This window comes from Streptomyces sp. NPDC026092, from assembly GCF_040638605.1.
Taxonomy (GTDB): Bacteria; Actinomycetota; Actinomycetes; order Streptomycetales; family Streptomycetaceae; genus Streptomyces.
Genome location: NZ_JBEZYN010000009.1, coordinates 155221 through 174304, shown reverse-complemented (window position 1 = coordinate 174304; position 19084 = coordinate 155221). Strand labels below are relative to the sequence as shown.

17 protein-coding genes are annotated in these 19084 nt (G+C 71.6%); 12 read left to right on the top strand and 5 right to left on the bottom strand.

The genetic code is table 11. From position 1 onward, the window contains the following. Positions 1 to 196 precede the first annotated feature (196 nt). Positions 197 to 2026: an ABC transporter ATP-binding protein gene (locus tag AB0F56_RS17355; protein WP_362009931.1), complete on the top strand. Its 1830-nt coding sequence runs from the start codon at positions 197 to 199 to the stop codon at positions 2024 to 2026. After that, the gene (locus AB0F56_RS17350) at positions 2023 to 3804 is read left to right on the top strand and encodes an ABC transporter ATP-binding protein (RefSeq protein ID WP_362009928.1); all 1782 of its coding nucleotides are present in this window, start codon (positions 2023 to 2025) and stop codon (positions 3802 to 3804) included. The genes AB0F56_RS17355 and AB0F56_RS17350 overlap by 4 nt, the downstream gene beginning before the upstream one ends. A 51-nt stretch (positions 3805 to 3855) precedes the next feature. Here AB0F56_RS17350 and AB0F56_RS17345 read toward each other — a convergent pair whose 3' ends face one another. Further along, positions 3856 to 4647 (bottom strand): metal-dependent hydrolase, encoded by a 792-nt coding sequence (locus tag AB0F56_RS17345; RefSeq protein ID WP_362009925.1) that lies wholly within the window; start codon positions 4645 to 4647, stop codon positions 3856 to 3858. Between the two features lie 71 nt (positions 4648 to 4718). On the opposite strand from AB0F56_RS17345, the gene AB0F56_RS17340 reads away from it, so the two are divergent. The 4 genes from AB0F56_RS17340 to AB0F56_RS17325 are packed head-to-tail and all read left to right on the top strand — an operon-like array spanning position 4719 to position 9520. Beyond that, entirely contained in the window at positions 4719 to 7292 is a 2574-nt protein-coding gene (locus AB0F56_RS17340; protein ID WP_362009923.1) for a DUF3516 domain-containing protein, read from the top strand. A 13-nt stretch (positions 7293 to 7305) separates the two neighbouring features. Then, on the top strand, positions 7306 to 8169 hold the full coding sequence (locus AB0F56_RS17335; protein ID WP_362009921.1) for an acyl-CoA thioesterase II: 864 nt from the start codon (positions 7306 to 7308) through the stop codon (positions 8167 to 8169). A gap of 56 nt (positions 8170 to 8225) precedes the next feature. Further along, a complete protein-coding gene (locus AB0F56_RS17330; RefSeq protein WP_362009919.1) occupies positions 8226 to 8711 on the top strand; it encodes a glutathione peroxidase in 486 nt (161 codons plus the stop codon). A gap of 14 nt (positions 8712 to 8725) precedes the next feature. Further along, positions 8726 to 9520 (top strand): putative protein N(5)-glutamine methyltransferase, encoded by a 795-nt coding sequence (locus AB0F56_RS17325; protein WP_362009916.1) that lies wholly within the window; start codon positions 8726 to 8728, stop codon positions 9518 to 9520. 16 nt (positions 9521 to 9536) lie between these two features. On the opposite strand, the gene AB0F56_RS17320 is transcribed toward AB0F56_RS17325, so the two are convergent. After that, positions 9537 to 10916: a cytochrome P450 gene (locus AB0F56_RS17320; protein ID WP_362009913.1), complete on the bottom strand. Its 1380-nt coding sequence runs from the start codon at positions 10914 to 10916 to the stop codon at positions 9537 to 9539. 84 nt (positions 10917 to 11000) lie between these two features. On the opposite strand from AB0F56_RS17320, the gene AB0F56_RS17315 reads away from it, so the two are divergent. Continuing rightward, a complete protein-coding gene (locus tag AB0F56_RS17315; protein WP_362009911.1) occupies positions 11001 to 11468 on the top strand; it encodes a VOC family protein in 468 nt (155 codons plus the stop codon). A 96-nt stretch (positions 11469 to 11564) separates the two neighbouring features. Here AB0F56_RS17315 and AB0F56_RS17310 read toward each other — a convergent pair whose 3' ends face one another. Together AB0F56_RS17310 and AB0F56_RS17305 are read right to left on the bottom strand one after the other, a co-directional pair. Beyond that, the gene (locus AB0F56_RS17310; RefSeq protein WP_362009908.1) at positions 11565 to 11924 is read right to left on the bottom strand and encodes a hypothetical protein; all 360 of its coding nucleotides are present in this window, start codon (positions 11922 to 11924) and stop codon (positions 11565 to 11567) included. A 96-nt stretch (positions 11925 to 12020) separates the two neighbouring features. Beyond that, on the bottom strand, positions 12021 to 13250 hold the full coding sequence (locus AB0F56_RS17305; RefSeq protein WP_362009905.1) for an acyl-CoA dehydrogenase family protein: 1230 nt from the start codon (positions 13248 to 13250) through the stop codon (positions 12021 to 12023). Positions 13251 to 13413: 163 nt separating this feature from the next. Between AB0F56_RS17305 and AB0F56_RS17300 the strand changes: the two genes are divergently transcribed. Continuing rightward, entirely contained in the window at positions 13414 to 14061 is a 648-nt protein-coding gene (locus tag AB0F56_RS17300) for a TetR family transcriptional regulator (protein WP_362009902.1), read from the top strand. Between the two features lie 58 nt (positions 14062 to 14119). Here AB0F56_RS17300 and def read toward each other — a convergent pair whose 3' ends face one another. After that, complete coding sequence (gene def, locus AB0F56_RS17295; RefSeq protein WP_362009899.1) at positions 14120 to 14692, bottom strand: peptide deformylase; 573 nt, start codon at positions 14690 to 14692, stop codon at positions 14120 to 14122. Positions 14693 to 14818: 126 nt separating this feature from the next. Here def and AB0F56_RS17290 point away from each other — a divergent pair, with 126 nt between their 5' ends. From AB0F56_RS17290 to AB0F56_RS17275, 4 genes are all read left to right on the top strand, one after another. Further along, entirely contained in the window at positions 14819 to 16066 is a 1248-nt protein-coding gene (locus AB0F56_RS17290; protein WP_362009896.1) for a MurT ligase domain-containing protein, read from the top strand. Between the two features lie 19 nt (positions 16067 to 16085). Then, positions 16086 to 16814 carry a glutamine amidotransferase gene (locus AB0F56_RS17285; protein ID WP_362009894.1) on the top strand — a complete coding sequence of 243 codons (729 nt, stop codon included), beginning with the start codon at positions 16086 to 16088 and terminating at the stop codon, positions 16812 to 16814. Positions 16815 to 16990: 176 nt separating this feature from the next. Next, the gene (locus AB0F56_RS17280; protein WP_362009891.1) at positions 16991 to 18016 is read left to right on the top strand and encodes a 6-phosphofructokinase; all 1026 of its coding nucleotides are present in this window, start codon (positions 16991 to 16993) and stop codon (positions 18014 to 18016) included. Between the two features lie 115 nt (positions 18017 to 18131). Next, positions 18132 to 19082, top strand: coding sequence for a cytochrome c oxidase assembly protein (locus AB0F56_RS17275; RefSeq protein ID WP_362009889.1), 951 nt, complete (start codon positions 18132 to 18134; stop codon positions 19080 to 19082). Positions 19083 to 19084 lie beyond the last annotated feature (2 nt).

The following is a 19084-nucleotide window of genomic DNA, read 5'->3' as shown; positions in this document are numbered from 1 at the left end:
GAGTAGGGGCTCCGCCGATGGCTGCACAGGGGTCCGTGGCGAAAACGAGGGCGGCCGCGCGAGAGCCCGGGAGGGTCTGGCCGACCTTGGCCTGTTCTGTACCTCGATGCGGAAAATCGGTTGCCGAGGGCCGTCGCCCGGCGCGAACCTTGCACGGTTTCAGCCATCCCCCGACACATCGGAATCCCGGGACGCCATGCAGATTCGCGATCTACCGTACGCCGACCCAGGGGTCCCCGATGTCCGCTCGGGCACCCGGTTCCTCCTCTGGCTCGGCCGCCGTCAACTGGGCGGTCAGGTGAAGGCACTTCTGTGGGGTCTGCTCCTGCAGCTCTCCATCGTCGGCCTCTCCCTCGCCGTCGGCCTCGCCGTGCAGGCCGTCGTGGACCGCGACGGCGGACGGCTCGCGCTCGTGGGCGGGCTGCTCGCCGTGCTCGGCGCGGGCATCGCGGTCGGCGACATGATGCTGCACCGCGTCGCCGTGACGAACTGGATCACCGCCGCCGCCCGCGTCCAGCAGCTCCTCTCGCGCAAGACCGCCGAACTCGGCTCGGTCCTCACCCGGCGGGTCGCCGCCGGTGAGGTCGTGGCCGTCTCCACCGGCGACGTCGAGAAGATCGGCTGGTTCGTCGAGGCGCTGTCCCGGTTCGCCGCCGCCGCGCTCACCGTGGTCCTGGTCTGCGTGGGCCTCGTGGTCTACCAGCCCGCCCTCGGCGTGGTCGTGGCGGTGGGCGTGCCGGTGCTGATGCTGGCCGTCCTGCCGCTCCTCCCCCGCGCCACGCGCAGGGCCGACATCCAGCGCGAGAAGGCCGGCCGGGCGACCGAGCTGGCCTCCGACACCGTGGCAGGGCTGCGGGTGCTGCGGGGCATCGGCGGCGAGGAGCTGTTCCTCGGCCGCTACCGCGCCGCCTCCCAGGAGGTCCGGCGCGCGGCCGTCCGCAGCGCCCGGATGTGGGCCCTGATCGCGGCCGTCCAGGTCCTGCTCCCCGGTCTGCTCATGGTGGGCGTGCTCGCCTACGGGGCGCGGCTCGCGCTCGACGGGCGGATCGCGGTCGGTGAACTGGTCACGGTCTACGGCGCGGTGGCGCTGATGCTCCATCCGCTGCGGCACTTCGAGGAAATCGCCATGGCGTACTCCTTCTCCCGGCCCTCCGCCAAGCGCGCGGCCCGGGTCCTCGGGCTCGCGCGGACCAGTACGACGACGGCGCCCGCGGACGGGCACGGCGAGGCGACGGGCGACCTGTACGACCCGGTGACCGGTCTGCTCGCGCCCGCCGGCCGCTTCACCGCCGTCGTCTGCGGCGACCCGGACGCGGCCGGCCGACTCGCGGACCGGCTCGGCGGCCACCCGACGGAGCCGGGCGAGGGCCACACCTCGGTCCTGCTCGGCGGGGTGCCGCTCGACGAACTGGACCTGGACACCGCCCGTACGGCCGTCCTGGTCCAGGACAAGGACCCGGTCCTGCTCTCCGGCACGCTCCACGAGCTCCTCGACGTGCCGTCCTCGGGCAAGGTCACGCCCGACGACGCCCTCGCGGCGGCGCAGTGCGGGGACGTCCTGGACGCGCTCGCGCAGGCGTCCGTGGACACCGACGGCGACCCGATGCGGACGCGGATCACCGAGCGCGGCCGGTCCCTCTCCGGTGGCCAGCGCCAGCGCCTCGCGCTGGCCCGCTCCCTGGTGACGGACCCGGAGGTGCTGGTGCTCGACGAGCCGACCTCGGCGGTCGACTCACACACCGAGGCGCGCGTCGCCGCCGGGGTGCACGGGCTGCGCGAAGGGCGTACGACGGTGGTCCTGGCGTCCTCGCCGCTGCTGCTGGACCGGGCGGACCGGGTGGCCCTGGTCCACGACGACGAGGTGGTGGCCGTCGGCACCCACCGCGAGCTGCTGCGGACCGAACCGCGCTACCGGGCCGTCGTCACCCGCGAGACGGACGACGAACAGGCCCTGGAGAAACAGGTGTTGGAGACGAACCTCGAAGCCGAGAAGCTCGAAGCCGAGCTGGAAGGAGAGTCGGCATGATCGGCCTGGCGCCACCGGCGTACGACCCGGCGGCCCCCACGTCGGCGACGACCCTGCCCGTGGGCACGACGGCGACCGTGCGCGGCTACGTACGCGAGCTGCTGCGCCGCCACCGCACGGCGTTCGCCCTGCTCGTCGGCGTGAACGCGATCGCGGTGACCGCCTCGATGGTGGGCCCGTACCTCCTCGGCACGGTCGTCGAGCGGCTCTCGGAGGGGTCGCGCGAGCTCCACCTGACGCGCACGGTCGCCCTGTTCGTGGCCGCTCTCCTCGTCCAGACCCTCTTCGTGCGGCTGGTCCGGCTGCGCGGCGCGATGCTGGGCGAGGAGATGCTCGCCGACCTGCGCGAGGACTTCCTCGTCCGGTCGGTCGGGCTGCCGCCCGGCGTCCTGGAGCGGGCCGGGACCGGTGACCTGCTGTCCCGTATCACCACGGACATCGACCGGCTCGCCAACGCCATGCGGGAGGCCGTCCCCCAGTTGGCGATCGGTGTCGTCTGGGCCGGTCTGCTGGTCGGCGGTCTCCTCGTCACCGCGCCCCCGCTCGCCGTGGCGATCGTGATCGCGGCCCCGCTGCTCGTCGTCGGCTGCCGCTGGTACTTCCGGCGGGCGCCGTCGGCGTACCGCTCGGAGGCCGCCGGATACGCGGCGGTCGCCTCGGTCCTCGCCGAGACGGTCGACGCGGGCCGCACGGTCGAGGCGCACCGCCTGGGCGGCCGGCGGGTGGGTCTGTCGAACCGGCGGATCCGCGAGTGGACGGCGTGGGAGCGGTACACCCTCTTCCTGCGTTCGGTGCTGTTCCCGGTCGTCAACCTCACCCACACCCTCGTCCTGTCGGGCGTCCTGCTGCTCGGCGGGGTGTTCGTGCTCCAGGGCTGGATCGACGTCGGCCAGCTGACCACGGGCGCGCTGCTGGCCCAGATGCTGGTCGATCCGGTCGGGATCATCCTGCGCTGGTACGACGAGCTGCAGGTGGCCCAGGTGTCGCTGGCCCGGCTCGTGGGCGTCCACGAGATCGAGCCGGACGCGGGCGACGAGGCCGTGCGCCCCGAGGGCCGCGACGTCCGGGCCGACGAGGTGCGCTTCGGCTACCGCGAGGGCGTCGACGTGCTGCACCAGGTGTCGATGGACCTCGCCCCCGGCACCCGGCTCGCGCTCGTCGGCCCTTCAGGCGCCGGCAAGTCGACGCTCGGCCGGCTGCTCGCGGGCATCTACGCCCCGCGCACCGGTTCGGTGACGCTCGGCGCGGCCGAGCTGGCGAGCATGCCGGCCGAGCGGATCCGCGAGCACGTGGCCCTGGTCAACCAGGAGCACCACGTCTTCGTCGGTTCGCTCCGCGACAACCTGCTGCTCGCGCGGACGGGCGCGGAGGACGGCGAGCTGTGGGCGGCGCTCGGCGCGGTCGACGCGGACGGCTGGGCGCGGGCCCTGGAGGAGGGCCTGGACACCGAGGTCGGCTCGGGCGGGCTCGCGCTCACCCCGGCGCAGGCCCAGCAGATCGCCCTGGCCCGCCTTGTCCTCGCGGACCCGCACACGCTGGTCCTGGACGAGGCGACCTCGCTCCTCGACCCGAGGGCGGCCCGTCATCTGGAGCGCTCGCTGGCCCGGGTCCTGGACGGCCGTACGGTCGTCGCGATCGCCCACCGGCTGCACACGGCGCACGACGCGGACGTGATCGCGGTGGTCGAGGAGGGCCGGATCAGCGAGCTGGGCAGCCACGACGAGCTGGTCGCGGCCGACGGCGCGTACGCGGCGCTGTGGAGGTCGTGGCACGGGTGACATGCGTGTGGGCCCGCCCCCGGGAGGGGCGGGCCCACACGTTTCACGGTCCTACAGATATCCGAGCGCCGAGGCCCCGCCCACGCCGCCGAGCAGCATGAACGCCGGCATCAGCACCTTCAGCTCGACCCAGCTGCCCGCGCGGAACCGCATGCCCTTCGGCGGGCCGACCGGGTACCAGCGCTTGCGACCGACCGGGATCGGCCACAGGATCGGGCAGCCGGAGACGGTCAGGGCGTCGCCGATGTCGTGCACGAGGGCGCCGAGGACGATCGGCAGTCCCAGCCACAGGTACTCCTGCCCGGGCGCGGTGAAGAGCCAGTCGGCGCCGTTGCCCGGCTGGTCGAGGACGCCCGCGAGGATCCAGGCGCTGGTGGCGCCGAGCAGCCAGACCAGGATGTCGCTGGACATCCGGGCGGCCCGCCACAGCAGACCTTCCACGGCGAGCACGACGTGCACGAAGAGGATGGCGAGGACCGCCCAGCGGCCGCCGGTGATGGCCAGGACCGAGGTTCCGGCGCCGATGAGGACCGCCCAGAGCCAGGTGTGGGTGAGCGTGCGGTGCCCGCCGGAGCGGCGGGGGTCGGCGGTGGAGCGGGTCGCCTTGTAGACCGCGTACGAGAGCTTGTCGACGATCTCGCACAGGCCCTTGGAGACCGGTCCGAAGGCGCGCGAGATGGTCGCGGACTTGTGGTCGAGGTCGGGCGCGAGGGCCGCGCCCGCGCAGATGAGCGCTCCGACGACGACAACCGGCCACGGCATGGGGTGGCCGGCGGCGGCCGCGGCCGCTCCGACGCCAAGCCAGGCCGCCGCTCCGGACAGCGAGTGCGCCGGTCCCATCATGGTTGTCCCCGCCCCATTCCTCCGGTGCCGGCGCTCAGTTGACGACCGGTCGACGGGTCAGCGTATCGTCCGTGATCTTCCGGCCGGTGGCCGGTTCCCTCATCCGGGCGGAATCCAGGCAAGATGGGGGCGTGACCCTTATCGATCAGCTGCCGCCGAACGCCGACCCCGACGCCCTCTTCGAGGCTTTCTCCTCCTGGGCGGAGGGCCGGGGCATCACGCTCTACCCGGCCCAGGAAGAGGCGCTGATCGAGGTGGTCTCCGGGGCGAACGTGATCTTGTCCACGCCCACCGGTTCGGGAAAGTCGCTGGTCGCGGCGGGTGCGCACTTCACGGCGCTGGCCAATGACCAGGTCACCTTCTACACCGCGCCGATCAAGGCGCTGGTGTCGGAGAAGTTCTTCGAGCTGTGCAAGCTCTTCGGCACCGAGAACGTGGGCATGCTGACCGGCGACGCGTCCGTGAACGCCGACGCGCCCGTCATCTGCTGCACGGCCGAGGTCCTCGCCTCGATCGCGCTGCGGGACGGCAAGCACGCCGACATCGGCCAGGTCGTCATGGACGAGTTCCACTTCTACGCGGAGCCGGACCGGGGCTGGGCCTGGCAGATCCCGATCCTGGAACTCCCGCAGGCGCAGTTCGTCCTGATGTCGGCGACGCTCGGCGACGTGTCGATGTTCGAGAAGGACCTGACCCGGCGCACGGGCCGGCCCACCTCGGTGGTCCGCTCCGCGACGCGGCCGGTGCCGCTCTCGTACGAGTACGAGCTCACGCCCATCACGGACACGCTGACCGAGCTCCTGGAGACCAAGCAGGCCCCGGTCTACATCGTCCACTTCACTCAGGCGCAGGCCGTCGAGCGGGCGCAGTCGCTGATGAGCATCAACATGTGCTCGCGCGAGGAGAAGGACAAGATCGCCGAGCTGATCGGCAACTTCCGCTTCACCACCAAGTTCGGCCAGAACCTCTCGCGTTACGTCCGGCACGGCATCGGCGTGCACCACGCGGGCATGCTGCCGAAGTACCGGCGCCTGGTGGAGAAGCTGGCGCAGGCGGGTCTGCTGAAGGTGATCTGCGGGACGGACACGCTCGGCGTGGGCGTCAACGTGCCCATCCGTACGGTGCTGTTCACCGCGCTCACCAAGTACGACGGCAACCGGGTGCGGACGCTGCGCGCGCGGGAGTTCCACCAGATCGCGGGCCGGGCCGGCCGGGCGGGCTTCGACACGGCCGGTTTCGTGGTCGCGCAGGCGCCCGAGCACGTCATCGAGAACGAGAAGGCGCTCGCCAAGGCGGGCGACGACCCGAAGAAGCGCCGCAAGGTGGTGCGCAAGAAGGCCCCGGAGGGCTTCGTCGCCTGGAGCGACACCACGTTCGAGAAGCTGATCGCCGCCGACCCCGAGCCGCTGACCTCCCGCTTCAAGGTCACCAACATCATGCTGCTGTCGGTGATCGCCCGCCCGGGCAACGCCTTCGACGCGATGCGCAAGCTGCTCGAGGACAACCACGAGCCGCGCAAGGCGCAGCTGCGGCACATCCGCCGGGCCATCGCGATCTACCGCTCGCTGCTCGACGGCGGTGTGGTGGAGCAGCTGGAGACCCCGGACGCCGAGGGCCGCACGATCCGGCTCACGGTCGACCTCCAGCAGGACTTCGCGCTGAACCAGCCGCTGTCGACGTTCGCGCTGGCCGCGTTCGACCTGCTCGACCCCGAATCCCCCTCGTACGCACTGGACATGGTCTCGGTCGTCGAGTCGACGCTCGACGACCCGCGCCAGATCCTGGCCGCCATGCAGAACAAGGCGCGCGGCGAGGCCGTCGGCCAGATGAAGGCGGACGGGATCGAGTACGAGGAGCGCATGGAGCGGCTCCAGGACATCTCGTACCCGAAGCCGCTGGACGAGCTGCTCTGGCACGCGTACGACGTGTACCGGAAGTCGCACCCGTGGGTGGGCGACCACCCGGTGTCGCCGAAGTCCGTCATCCGTGACATGTACGAACGGGCGCTGTCCTTCACGGAGTTCACCTCCTGGTACGAGCTGGCCCGGACCGAGGGCATCGTGCTGCGCTATCTGGCGAGCGCGTACAAGGCGCTCGACCACACGATCCCGGACGACCTGAAGACCGAGGACCTCCAGGACCTGATCGAGTGGCTGGGCGAGATGGTGCGCCAGGTCGACTCCTCGCTGCTCGACGAGTGGGAGCAGCTGGCCAACCCGGAGATCCAGACGGCCGAGGAGGCGCAGGAGAAGGCCGACCAGGTCAAGCCGGTCACGGCGAACGCGCGCGCCTTCCGGGTCCTGGTGCGCAACGCGATGTTCCGCCGCGTCGAGCTGGCGGCCCTGGACAACGTGGACGCGCTGGGCGAGCTCGACGCCGAGTCCGGCTGGGACGCGGACGCGTGGGGCGAGGCGATGGACGCCTACTGGGACGAGTACGACGACCTGGGTACCGGCCCGGACGCGCGCGGCCCGAAGCTGCTCAACATCGAGGAGGACGCGGCGCACGGGCTGTGGCGCGTCCGGCAGACCTTCGCCGACCCGAACGGCGACCATGACTGGGGCATCAGCGCGGAGGTGGATCTCGCGGCCTCCGACGAGGAGGGCCGCGCGGTCGTCCGCGTGACGTCCGTCGGACAGCTGTAGAAGGAGCAGACAGGTGACCAATCCCGCCGAGAGCCTCGTCGACCTGCTCGATCTGGAGCGGATCGAGGACAACATCTTCCGTGGCCAGAGCCCGCAGGAGTCGCTGCAGCGGGTCTTCGGCGGCCAGGTCGCGGGGCAGGCCCTGGTGGCCGCCGGGCGGACCACGGAGGGCGACCGGCCGGTGCACTCGCTGCACTCGTACTTCCTGCGGCCCGGCCGGCCCGGCGTCCCGATCGTCTACCAGGTGGAGCGGGTGCGGGACGGTCGTTCGTTCACGACCCGCCGGGTCACGGCGGTCCAGCAGGGCCGGACGATCTTCAACCTGACCGCCTCCTTCCACCTGCCGGAGGAGGCGGGCTTCGAGCACCAGCTGCCGCCCCGGCACATGACGGACCCGGAGACGCTGCCGAAGCTCGCCGACGAGATCCGCGACCACCTGGGCGTGCTGCCGGAGGCGCTGGAGCGGATGGCCCGGCGCCAGCCCTTCGACATCCGCTACGTGGACCGGCTGCGCTGGACGAAGGACGAGGTCACCGGCGCGGACCCGCGCAGCGCCGTGTGGATGCGCGCGGTGGGCCCGCTCGGCGACGACCCGCTGGTCCACACCTGCGCGCTGACGTACGCCTCCGACATGACGCTCCTGGACGCGGTCCGCATCCCGGTCGAGCCGCTGTGGGGGCCGCGCGGCTTCGACATGGCGTCCCTGGACCACGCGATGTGGTTCCACCGCCCGTTCCGCGCGGACGAGTGGTTCCTCTACGACCAGGAGTCCCCGATCGCGACGGGCGGCCGTGGCCTGGCCCGGGGCCGCATCTACGACCGCGAGGGCCGGCTGCTCGTGTCGGTGGTCCAGGAGGGGCTGTTCCGGAAGCTGTGACCAGGGGGTCGTAGGGTGAACGCAGCCCAGTACCGCGTCTCGACGAGGAGCCGACCATGAGCCTGTACGACATCCCCCTGCGCACCCTGTCCGGTGACCCGACCTCGCTCGCCGACTACCGCGACCAGGCCGTCCTGGTCGTCAACGTGGCCTCGAAGTGCGGTCTGACGCCGCAGTACGCAGGGCTCGAGCGGCTGCAGAAGGAGTACGGGGAGCGCGGCTTCACGGTGCTCGGTGTGCCGTGCAACCAGTTCCTGGGCCAGGAGCCGGGCAGCGCGGAGGAGATCCAGACCTTCTGCTCCACGTCGTACGGCGTGACGTTCCCGCTCCTGGAGAAGACCGATGTGAACGGCGCGGACCGGCACCCGCTCTACGCGGAGCTGACCAAGGTCGCGGACGCGGAGGGCGAGTCCGGGGACGTGCAGTGGAACTTCGAGAAGTTCCTGATCGGCCGCGACGGGCAGGTCACGCGCTTCCGTCCGCGCACCGAGCCGGAGGCCCCCGAGGTCGTCGCCGCCATCGAGGCGCTGCTGTCCGCCTGATGGGTCGATCGGACATGTCCACCGCGCTCGACCCCGCCGGCCCGCTGTGGGACGGCACCGTCTCGCGGCTCCGCGCGGCGGGCTGCGTGTTCGCGGAGGACGAGGCGGAGCTGCTCTTCGCCACCGCCGAGGACGCCGCCGCACTCGACGCGATGATCGAGCGGCGGGCCGGCGGCCTGCCCATCGAGCACGTCGTGGGCTGGGCGGCCTTCGCCGGGCTGCGCGTCGACGTCGACGCGGGCGTGTTCGTGCCCCGGCGGCGTACGGAGTTCCTCGTCGAGCAGGCCGTGGCCCTGGCCGGGCCCGGGGCGCTCTGTGTCGACCTGTGCTGCGGGTCGGGCGCGGCCGGGGCGGTGCTGCTCTCGGCCGTGCCGGGCGCCGAGGTGTACGCCTCGGACATCGAGCCGGCCGCCGTGCGCTGCGCCCGGCGGAACATCGAGCCGCGCAGCGGCCGGGTCTTCGAGGGCGACCTGTTCGCCCCGCTCCCGGCCGGGCTGCGCGGCCGGGTGGAGGTCCTGGTCGCCAACGTGCCGTACGTACCGACCGAGGACATCGGGCTGCTGCCGCCCGAGGCGCGCGAGCACGAGCCGCTGGTCGCGCTCGACGGCGGCGCGGACGGGCTCGACGTGCTGCGCAGGGTGGCGGCGGAGGCCGCCGGCTGGCTGGCGCCGGGCGGCCACATGCTGGTCGAGACGTCCGAGCAGCAGGCGGCCCGCGCGGTCGAGGCGGTCGCCGGGCACGGCCTTGCGCCCCGGGTGATCACCTCGGATGAGCTGTACGCGACGGTGGTCGTCGCGACCCGCCCGTAGGCCCGGCCCGACAGCCCTACGTGGCGCGGCGGGTGAGACGGCAGCGTGCCGGGCCCGCGGCGCGGAGGGTGACGGCGGAGTCGACCGGTACCTCGGTGTCGATCGCCTCCAGGTCGTAGCTCTGCAGGATCATCGCGAGCGCGATGACCGACTCCAGCATCGAGAAGTGCTGGCCGATGCAGGCGCGGGGGCCGCCGCCGAACGGGAACCAGGCGTAGCGGGGGCGGGCCGCCTCGGCCTCGGGCGTGAAGCGGTCGGGGTCGAAACGCTCCGCGTCCTCCCAGTACGCGGGGTGCCGGTGGGTGACCCACGGGGCGACGATCACGTCGGCGCCGGCCGGGATGGTGTGCCCGTCGATCTCGATCGCGGCGACCGCACGGCGGCCGATGACCGGCCCGGCCGGGAAGAGCCGCATGGCCTCCTTGAGGACCTGGGTGAGGAAGGGCAGGGCGTCGAGGTCGGCGGCGCCGGGAGTACGGCCGGCCAGGACGCGGTCGACCTCCTCGTGGGCGCGCTCGAGCTGGTCGGGGTGGCGGGCCAGCAGGTGGAGGGCGAAGCCGAGCGAGGTGGCGGTGGTCTCGTGGCCCGCGAGCAGGAACACGAGGACCTGCTCGCGCAGTTCCTGGGCGTCGAAGCTGCCGTCCTCCGCGCTCTCGGCCTCGGCGAGGAGGGTCAGCAGGTCCTGCGCCTCGTCGTCGCCCGCGGCCGCCCCGCCGGCCTCGCGCCGCTCGGCGATGATGCGGTCGCAGACGGCGTACAGCTCCGCGTGCGCGGCGGCGGCACGCTTGTTGCCGGGGGTGGGCCAGTCGCGGGGGACGTTGAGGGGCGAGAAGCCGCGGCGCAGGACGTAGTCGCCCATGACCGGGAAGGCGCGCTCGACGATGGCGACGGCGGCCTCGACGTCCGTGCCGAAGAGGATGCGGGCGACGGCGCGGAGCGCGAGCCGGGCCATCTCGGCGAGGACGTCGACGGTGGAGTCGGGCGCGGTGCGCCACTCCTCGCTGAGGGTCGCGGCCTCGACGGCGATCGCCTCGGCGTAGCTGTCGACGCGGCGGCGGGTGAAGAGCGGCTGGACGAGTCGGCGCTGGCGCAGATAGTCCTCGTCCTGGCTGGTCAGCAGGCCGTTGCCGAAAGACTCGCGGAGCTCCTGGTAGAAAGCGTTGTCCTTGCGGAAGTTGGCGGACTGGGTGGCGAGGACCTGCTGGGCCCCCTCCGCGGAGAAGATGCCGTAGATGACGGCCCGCACCCCCGGCGGTCCCGCCGTGATCCGGACGACGTCTCCGTGGGCGCGCTGGGCGTTCAGGAACGTGCCGAGCGAGTCGTTCTTGAGGTCGAGCATCGAGCCGAGCAGCGGAAGCCCCGCCGGTCCCGGGATGGCTGTCGTGGTCGTAGCCATGGGTACGTTCCCCCTTGATCGTCACCGGCGGCGATTGTCCCGCAGCTCGGGCCGACTGTCAGTGGGGTCGGGGAGACTCGTCCCATGGAACCGATCGAGATGACGATGCAGATCACCATCGACTGCGCGGAGCCCCAACGCCTCGTCCCCTTCTGGGCGGAGGCCCTGCGCTACGTACCGCAGCCGCCGCCCGAGGGGTACGCGACCTGGCGCGCGTACTGGGAGGCGCTCGGGGTGCCCGAGGAGGAGCTGACCGAGGGGGCCGGCGACCTGCCCGAGTCGATCGTGGACCCGAAGGGGATCGGGCCGAGGGTCTGGTTCCAGCAGGTCCCGGAGCCGAAGACGGTCAAGAACCGGGTGCACCTGGACCTGAAGGTCGGCGGCGGACGCGAGGTCCCGCTCGCGCTGCGGCGCGAGCGCGTGGACGGCGAGGTCGCGCGTCTGACGGCCCTGGGCGCGACGATCCTGTACACGATGGACGAGCCCGACGGCATGGACTACTACGCGGTGGTGCTCCAGGACCCGGAGGGCAACGAGTTCTGCGTCGTGTGACCCGTCGTACCGGGCCGGCGTGCGACGACGGACCGTCGGAGAACCGACGGCCCGTCATCGCGTACGGCTGTGGGTCAGGACAAGTACGGCGAAGGGTCAGGAGTAGACGCTCGTCCAGTCGCCGCTCTGCGAGGTGGGCACCCAGGCGTTGGTGTCGCCGTAGTACGTGGCGAAGGAGCAGCCGGCGGACTTGTAGAACGTGACGGTGACCTCGCCCTTCCACCACCAGCCGCCGACCCAGGTGTCCCGGCCCGGGGTGGAGAAGCAGCCCGAGGCCACGTCGCCGTTCTGGTTGAATCCCTGGATGCGGATGGAGTAGACGGAGCCGCTGGTGTCGTGGAAGTGGATCTGCTGGCCGTTCGACGCGGCGGACGCCTGGCCGGCGGTTCCGAGCACTCCGGCGAAGGCCAGGGCGGCGGCCCCGACGGTGGTGGCGGCCTTCTTGATCACGTTCATGGTTCCCCCCAGGGATGTACGGCGATTGCTGCTACGACCAAGATCATAACGGCCGAACCCGCCCAGAGGGAACGCACGTTCGAGGACTGCCCTCGGTCAGCGGATCGGCATCCCCGAGAGGGTGCGGGCGATCACCAGACGCTGGATCTCGCTCGTGCCTTCGAAGATCGTGTAGATCGCCGCGTCGCGGTGCATGCGCTCCACCGGGTACTCACGGGTGTAGCCGTTGCCGCCGAGGATCTGGATGGCCTGGCCGGTGACCTTCTTGGCGACCTCGCTCGCGTACAGCTTGGACATCGAGCCCTCGGCCGAGGTGAACGGCTTGCCGGTGGTCGCCATCCAGGAGGCGCGCCAGACGAGGAGCCGGGCGGCGTCGATCTGGGTGCGCATGTCGGCGAGCTGGAAGGCGACGCCCTGGTTGTCGATGATCGGGCGGCCGAACTGCTCACGGGTCTTGGCGTAGTCGAGAGCGACCTCGTACGCGGCGCGGGCCGTGCCGACGGCCATCGCACCGACGGCGGGGCGGGAGGCCTCGAAGGTGGCCATGGCCGCGTTCTTCACGCGCTCACCCCCGCCCGCCTTCGCCTTCTCGCGGGCCCGGGCGAGGCGCTCGTCCAGCTTCTCCTTGCCTCCGAGGAGGCAGTGGCCGGGGATCCGGACATTCTCGAGGACGACCTCGGCGGTGTGCGAGGCGCGGATGCCGTGCTTCTGGAACTTCTGCCCCTGGGAGAGGCCCGGGGTGTTCGGCGGCACGATGAAGGAGGCGTGACCCTTGGAGCCGAGCTCGGGATCGACGGCCGCGACGACGACGTGGACGTTGGCGATGCCGCCGTTGGTCGCCCAGGTCTTGGTGCCGTTGAGGACCCACTCGTCCTTGGCCTCGTCGTAGACGGCCCGGGTGCGCATCGCGGCCACGTCGGAGCCCGCGTCGGGCTCGGAGGAGCAGAAGGCGGCGACCTTGACGTCGTCGACGTCGCCGTACATCTGCGGGATCCAGGTGCCGATCTGCTCCTCGGTGCCGTTGGCGAGGACGCCGACGGCGGCGAGGCCGGTGCCGACGATGGAGAGGGCGATGCCCGCGTCGCCCCAGAAGAGCTCCTCCATCGCCATCGGGATGCCGAGGCCGGTCGGGTCGAAGAACTGCTGGGCATAGAAATCGAGAGAGTAGATGCCGATCTTGGCGGCTTCCTGGATGATCGGCCAGGGAGTCTCCTCACGCTCGTCCCACTCGGCGGCGGCGGGGCGCATCACGTCCTCGGCGAATCCGTGCAGCCAGTCACGGACCTGCTTCTGGTCGTCATTGAGATCGAGCGTGAACTCGGTCATGTTCCCTCCCAGCAGTGCGTTACTTGCGGTAACAGCAGTGTGTTACTCACGGGTAGGCCCTGTCAACCTGCGACGGAGCACTCCGGGCGGCGCGGCACGGGGTGCCGCTCGGGTGTTACGTTGCGACAGCCTCAGGGAATTCGCACGGGCGGGGAGACGCGCTATGGAGACCACACACCGGACCACCGAACAGCAGAAGCCGGCCGATCAGCGGCGCCGTGAACTGCTGGAGGCGGCGGACCGGGTCGTGCTCCGGGACGGCCCCAAGGCCTCGATGAACGCCATCGCGGCGGAGGCGGGCATCACCAAGCCCATCCTCTACCGGCACTTCGGCGACAAGGGCGGGCTCTACCGGGCGCTCGCGACCCGGCACACCGACGCGCTGCTCGCCGCGCTGCGGGCGGCGCTCGACGCGCCGGCCGACCGGCGCAGGCGGGTCGAGTCCACGCTCGACACCTACCTCGCCTCGATCGAGGCGCTGCCGCAGGTCTACCGCTTCCTCATGCACCCGGCCGAGGAGACGCACCAGGCCGAGCAGGGCTTCGACGTGGGCCGCCACTCGGCGCCGGTGCTGCGGCGGATGGGCGAGGAGCTCGGCCAGGTCATCGCCGAGCGCATCGACCTCGGCCCGGTCGGCGACGCCCAGGCCCGGATCTGGGGCCACGGCATCGTCGGCATGATGCACGCGGCCGGCGACTGGTGGCTCGGCGAACGCCCGTGCTCCCGCGCCGAGTTGGTCCAGGCCCTGGCGGACCTCCTGTGGGGCCGCCTGGCGGAGGCCGGCGACAAGGACGGGGCGCCGGGGTTCTAGGCGGTGCCAGAAATCGTGAGCCCGGCCTGATCGGCGAGACACCCCCTCCGGACACGACCTAGGACCTGTCCAGGACCTCCGCGGCCTCCGCGCCGCGCCCCCACGGCTCCTTCCGGATCGCGCGGCGCAGCCGCGAGCCGCGCCACCCCGTCACGTGGTCCGCGTACACCCCGCCCTCCAGGTGGTCCGTCTCGTGCTGGAGGCAGCGGGCGAAGAAGCCCGTGCCCTCGACGCGTGCCGGGGTGCCGTCGAGGAGCACGCCCTCGACGACCGCGCGGTCGTAACGCGGGGTCGGCGCCTCCAGGCCCGGCAGGGACAGGCAACCCTCGGCGCCCCGGATCACGTCGCCGTCCGCCTCCACCAGGCGCGGGTTGACCAGGTGCCCGAGGTGGCGCACCTCGTCGTCGTCCGGGCAGTCGTACACGAAGACCCGCAGGCCCACGCCCACCTGGTTGGCCGCGAGGCCGACGCCGTTCGCCGCGTACATCGTGGCGAACATGTCCTCGACAAGGCGCTCAAGCTCGGGACCGAAGTCGACGACGGGTTCACAGGGGGTGTGCAGCACCGGTTCGCCGAGCAGGGTCATCGCTCGGACGTGGCCGGAACTGCCGGGGATCGGCCGGTTTCGCATGGGCGTAAGGGTACGGTCCGCTGTGACCTCGTCGTTTCGGCGCGGGGTCCAGCGGTGCCGCAGTTCGGGTCGCTGGCCGGATCTCGATAGGCTGAGCCCGGACCGACGCAAGGAGGAACAAGGAAGATGTCAGGACACCCCGGTAATCCAGAGCCGTTGTCGCCGCGCGCCAAGCTGGCCGTGACGGCGGGCAAGGCCGCGGCCGCGGTGTCGCGGGCAGCCGGACGCGGCAGCGGATCCGTGATCGGCGGCCGGGTGGCGCTCAAGCTCGACCCCGATCTGCTGGCGCGGCTCGCCCAGCATCTGGATGTCGTCCTGGTCTCGGCGACCAACGGCAAGACGACCACGACCCGGCTGATCGCCGAGGCGCTGCGGGCCAGCGGGCCCGTCGTCTCCAACGCGCTCGGCGCGAACATGCCCGCAGGCATCACCTCGGCCCTGGCCGGCGGCTCGGACGCCAAGTACGGCGTGATCGAGGTCGACGAGAAGTACCTCGCCGGAGTCGCCCGGGACACCACGCCCAAGGCGATCGCGCTGCTCAACCTCTCGCGCGACCAGCTGGACCGCGCCGCCGAGACCCGGATGCTCGCCGAGAAGTGGCGCGAGGGTCTGAGCGGTACGAAGGCCGTCGTCATCGCCAACGCCGACGACCCGCTGATCGTCTGGGCCGCCTCCTCCTCCCCCAACGTCGTGTGGGTCGCCGCGGGCCAGGAGTGGAAGGACGACGCCTGGTCCTGCCCCTCCTGCGGCGGTGTGATGCAGCGCCCCGGCGACGACTGGTTCTGCGGCGAGTGCGGATTCCGCCGCCCGGCGCCGAGTTGGGCGCTCAACGGCGACCACGTGCTCGACCCGCACGGTTCCGCCTGGCCGATCCACCTCCAGCTGCCCGGCCGCGCCAACAAGGCCAACGCCGCCACCTCGGCCGCCGTCGCCGCCGTCTTCGGCGTCCCGCCGCAGGTCGCCCTTGAGCGCATGTACCAGGTGCAGGCCGTGGCCGGCCGCTACGACGTCGTGAGCTTCCAGAACCGTGAGCTGCGGCTGCTGCTCGCGAAGAACCCGGCCGGCTGGCTCGAAACGTTTTCCCTCATCGACCAGCCGCCGACGCCGGTGATCCTCTCCGTCAACGCGCGCGGCGCCGACGGCACGGACACCTCCTGGCTGTGGGACGTGGACTACGGGCGGCTCGCCGGCCACCCGATCATGGTCCTCGGCGACCGCAAGCTCGACCTGGCGGTCCGCCTGGAGGTCGCGGGCGTGGACTTCCGCGTCTGCGAGTCCCTCGACGAGGCGGTCCAGCTGGCCCCGCCCGGTCAGATCGAGCTGATCGCCAACTACACCGCCTTCCAGGACGTCCGCCGCCGCGTCGGCAACTGACCCGTAGAGGACTTGCAGCATGAGTGACAGCAGCCTGCGCCTGGTCTGGGTCTACCCGGACCTGCTCAGCACGTACGGCGACCAGGGCAACGCCCTCGTCGTCGAGCGCCGCGCCCGCCAGCGCGGTCTGGACGTCCAGCGCGTCGACGTCCGCAGCGACCAGCCGGTGCCGACCTCCGGCGACATCTACCTGATCGGCGGCGGCGAGGACCGGCCGCAGCGGCTCGCGGCCGAGCGGCTGCGCCGCGACGGCGGCCTGGAGCGCGCCGCGTCCAACGGCGCGATCATCTTCTCGGTCTGCGCCGGCTACCAGATCCTGGGCCACGAGTTCATCAACGACCTCGGCGAGCGCGAGCCCGGCCTCGGTCTGATCGACGTGATCTCCACCCGGGGCGAGGGCGACCGGTGCGTCGGCGACGTCCTCGCGGACATCGACCCGCGCCTCGGCCTGCCCCAGCTCACCGGGTTCGAGAACCACCAGGGCATCACCCACCTCGGCCCGACGGCCCGTCCGTTCGCCCGGACGATCCTGGGCCGGGGCAACGGCACCGGCGACGGCACCGAGGGCGCGTACAACGACACGGTCTTCGGTACGTACATGCACGGCCCGGTCATGGCCCGCAACCCGCAGATCGCGGACCTGCTCCTGAAGCTGGCCCTCGATGTGAACGCGCTGCCGCCGACCGACGACCGGTGGTACGAGGCGCTGCGCGCCGAGCGCATCGCGGCGGCGACCCAGCCCGCCTGACCCTCGGACGGAGTGCACGTCTGAGCACCCCTACGCCCATGGGATTCGTAAGTAAATACGGTGTCCAATCTGCGGACATCGGGTTCGGCCCCGCCTCCCAGCACCGATAGGGTGGCGGGGATCCAACCGGACGACGTGGTCCGGGAGTCGGCCCACGTTGCAAAGGTATTTGGGCTATGCGCATTGGTGTGCTCACCTCCGGGGGCGACTGCCCCGGTCTGAACGCCGTCATCCGTTCCGTCGTGCACCGTGCCGTCGTCGACCACGGGGACGAGGTCATCGGCTTCCACGACGGCTGGAAGGGCCTCCTGGAATGCGACTACCGCAAGCTCGACCTTGACGCGGTCGCCGGCATCCTCGCCCGCGGCGGCACCATCCTCGGCTCCTCCCGGGTCCAGCCCGCGCACCTGGTGGACGGCGTCGAGCGCGCCCGCGGCCACGTCGCCGACCTGGGTCTGGACGCGATCATCCCGATCGGCGGCGAGGGCACGCTGAAGGCGGCCAACCTGCTCTCGCAGGCCGGCCTTCCGATCGTCGGCGTCCCGAAGACCATCGACAACGACATCTCCTCGACGGACGTCACCTTCGGCTTCGACACCGCCGTCGGCGTGGCGACCGAGGCCCTCGACCGGCTGAAGACCACCGCCGAGTCCCACCAGCGCGTCCTCATCGTCGAGGTCATGGGCCGGCACACCGGCTGGATCGCCCTGCACTCCGGCATGGCCGCCGGCGCGCACGCGATCGTCGTGCCGGAGCGCCCCTTCGACATCGACGAGCTGACCGCCCGGGTCGGCGCCCGCTTCGAGGCCGGCAAGCGGTTCGCGATCGTGGTCGTCGCCGAGGGCGCCAAGCCGCGCGAGGGCTCGATGAACTTCGAGGTCGGCGCCAAGGACCAGTACGGGCACGAGCGCTTCACCGGCATCGCCAACCAGCTCTCCGTGGAGCTGGAGCGGAGGCTCGGCAAGGAGGCCCGCCCGGTGATACTCGGCCACGTCCAGCGCGGCGGCACGCCGACCGCGTACGACCGGGTGCTCGCCACCCGCTTCGGCTGGCACGCGGTGGAGGCGGCGCACCGCGGCGAGTTCGGCATGCTGACCTCGCTGCGCGGCACGGAGATCGAGATGGTTCCGCTGGCCCAGGCCGTGGAGACCCTGAAGACCGTTCCGTCCGAGCGCTACGCCGAGGCCGAGACCGTGCTCTGACCGCGCGTACGCCTCCGCACCGACACCACGAACCGCCCCCGGTCGCAGCCGCGACCGGGGGCGGTTCTAGTCTGGTGCGGACAACAAGCGCGAATCGGGCTCCAGGAGTACACAGATGGATCACAGCGGGCACGGCATGACGATGGATCTGCCGCCGTTCACGCTGGGACGGGGGCTCGAGTTCTCGCCCGACCCGTTCTTCCTCATCGCCTGCGTCGTCGGGCTCGCGCTGTACGGCTGGGGTGTCGCGCGGCTGCGCGGGCGCGGTGACAGCTGGCAGCTGAACCGGACGATCTTCTTCACCCTGGGCGTCCTGAGCATCGCGCTGATGATGTGCACCAAGCTCAACGACTACGGCATGGTCATGTTCAGCGTGCACATGGTGCAGCACATGGTCATCTCGATGCTCTCGCCGATCCTGCTGCTGCTCGGCGCGCCCGTGACGCTCGCGCTGCGCGCACTGCCGGTCGCGCCCCGGGGCGACAAGGGCCCGCGCGAGCTGCTCCTGATGCTGCTGCACAGCCGCTACATGCGGATCATCACGCACCCCGCGTTCACGATCCCGCTCTTCATCGCGAGCCTGTACGGCTTCTACTTCACCCCGCTCTTCGACACCCTGATGGGATCGAAGATCGGCCACATCGCGATGATGGTGCACTTCCTCGCCGTCGGCCTGGTCTTCTTCTGGCCGATCATGGGCATCGACCCGGGGCCGCACCGCCCCGGCTATGTGATGCGGATGCTGGAGCTCTTCGCGGGCATGCCGTTCCACGCCTTCTTCGGCATCGCCCTGATGATGGGCAGCGAGCCGATGATCAAGGCGTACGCGAACCCGCCGGCCTCGCTCGGGATCGACGCGCTCGCCGACCAGAACGCGGCGGGCGGCATCGCCTGGGCGTTCAGCGAGATCCCGTCGGTCCTGGTGCTGATCGCGCTGGTCTACCAGTGGTACCACTCCGAGCAGCGGCAGGCCGTTCGCAAGGACCGGGCCGCCGACCGGGACGGGGACAAGGAGCTGGAGGCGTACAACGCCTATCTGGCCTCGCTCCAGAGCCGCGGACGGTAGAA

Excerpts from the sequence above, each read along its gene's own strand:
- AB0F56_RS17330 (WP_362009919.1), top strand. The coding sequence starts at position 8,226 with ATGAGCCTGTACGACATCCCCCTGCGCACCCTGTCCGGTGACCCGACC.
- AB0F56_RS17305 (WP_362009905.1), bottom strand. The coding sequence starts at position 13,250 with ATGACCGAGTTCACGCTCGATCTCAATGACGACCAGAAGCAGGTCCGT.
- AB0F56_RS17280 (WP_362009891.1), top strand. The coding sequence starts at position 16,991 with ATGCGCATTGGTGTGCTCACCTCCGGGGGCGACTGCCCCGGTCTGAAC.
- AB0F56_RS17310 (WP_362009908.1), bottom strand. The coding sequence starts at position 11,924 with ATGAACGTGATCAAGAAGGCCGCCACCACCGTCGGGGCCGCCGCCCTG.
- AB0F56_RS17355 (WP_362009931.1), top strand. The coding sequence starts at position 197 with ATGCAGATTCGCGATCTACCGTACGCCGACCCAGGGGTCCCCGATGTC.
- AB0F56_RS17300 (WP_362009902.1), top strand. The coding sequence starts at position 13,414 with ATGGAGACCACACACCGGACCACCGAACAGCAGAAGCCGGCCGATCAG.
- AB0F56_RS17315 (WP_362009911.1), top strand. The coding sequence starts at position 11,001 with ATGGAACCGATCGAGATGACGATGCAGATCACCATCGACTGCGCGGAG.
- AB0F56_RS17275 (WP_362009889.1), top strand. The coding sequence starts at position 18,132 with ATGGATCACAGCGGGCACGGCATGACGATGGATCTGCCGCCGTTCACG.
- AB0F56_RS17285 (WP_362009894.1), top strand. The coding sequence starts at position 16,086 with ATGAGTGACAGCAGCCTGCGCCTGGTCTGGGTCTACCCGGACCTGCTC.
- AB0F56_RS17290 (WP_362009896.1), top strand. The coding sequence starts at position 14,819 with ATGTCAGGACACCCCGGTAATCCAGAGCCGTTGTCGCCGCGCGCCAAG.
- AB0F56_RS17325 (WP_362009916.1), top strand. The coding sequence starts at position 8,726 with ATGTCCACCGCGCTCGACCCCGCCGGCCCGCTGTGGGACGGCACCGTC.
- AB0F56_RS17345 (WP_362009925.1), bottom strand. The coding sequence starts at position 4,647 with ATGATGGGACCGGCGCACTCGCTGTCCGGAGCGGCGGCCTGGCTTGGC.
- def (WP_362009899.1), bottom strand. The coding sequence starts at position 14,692 with ATGCGAAACCGGCCGATCCCCGGCAGTTCCGGCCACGTCCGAGCGATG.
- AB0F56_RS17320 (WP_362009913.1), bottom strand. The coding sequence starts at position 10,916 with ATGGCTACGACCACGACAGCCATCCCGGGACCGGCGGGGCTTCCGCTG.
- AB0F56_RS17350 (WP_362009928.1), top strand. The coding sequence starts at position 2,023 with ATGATCGGCCTGGCGCCACCGGCGTACGACCCGGCGGCCCCCACGTCG.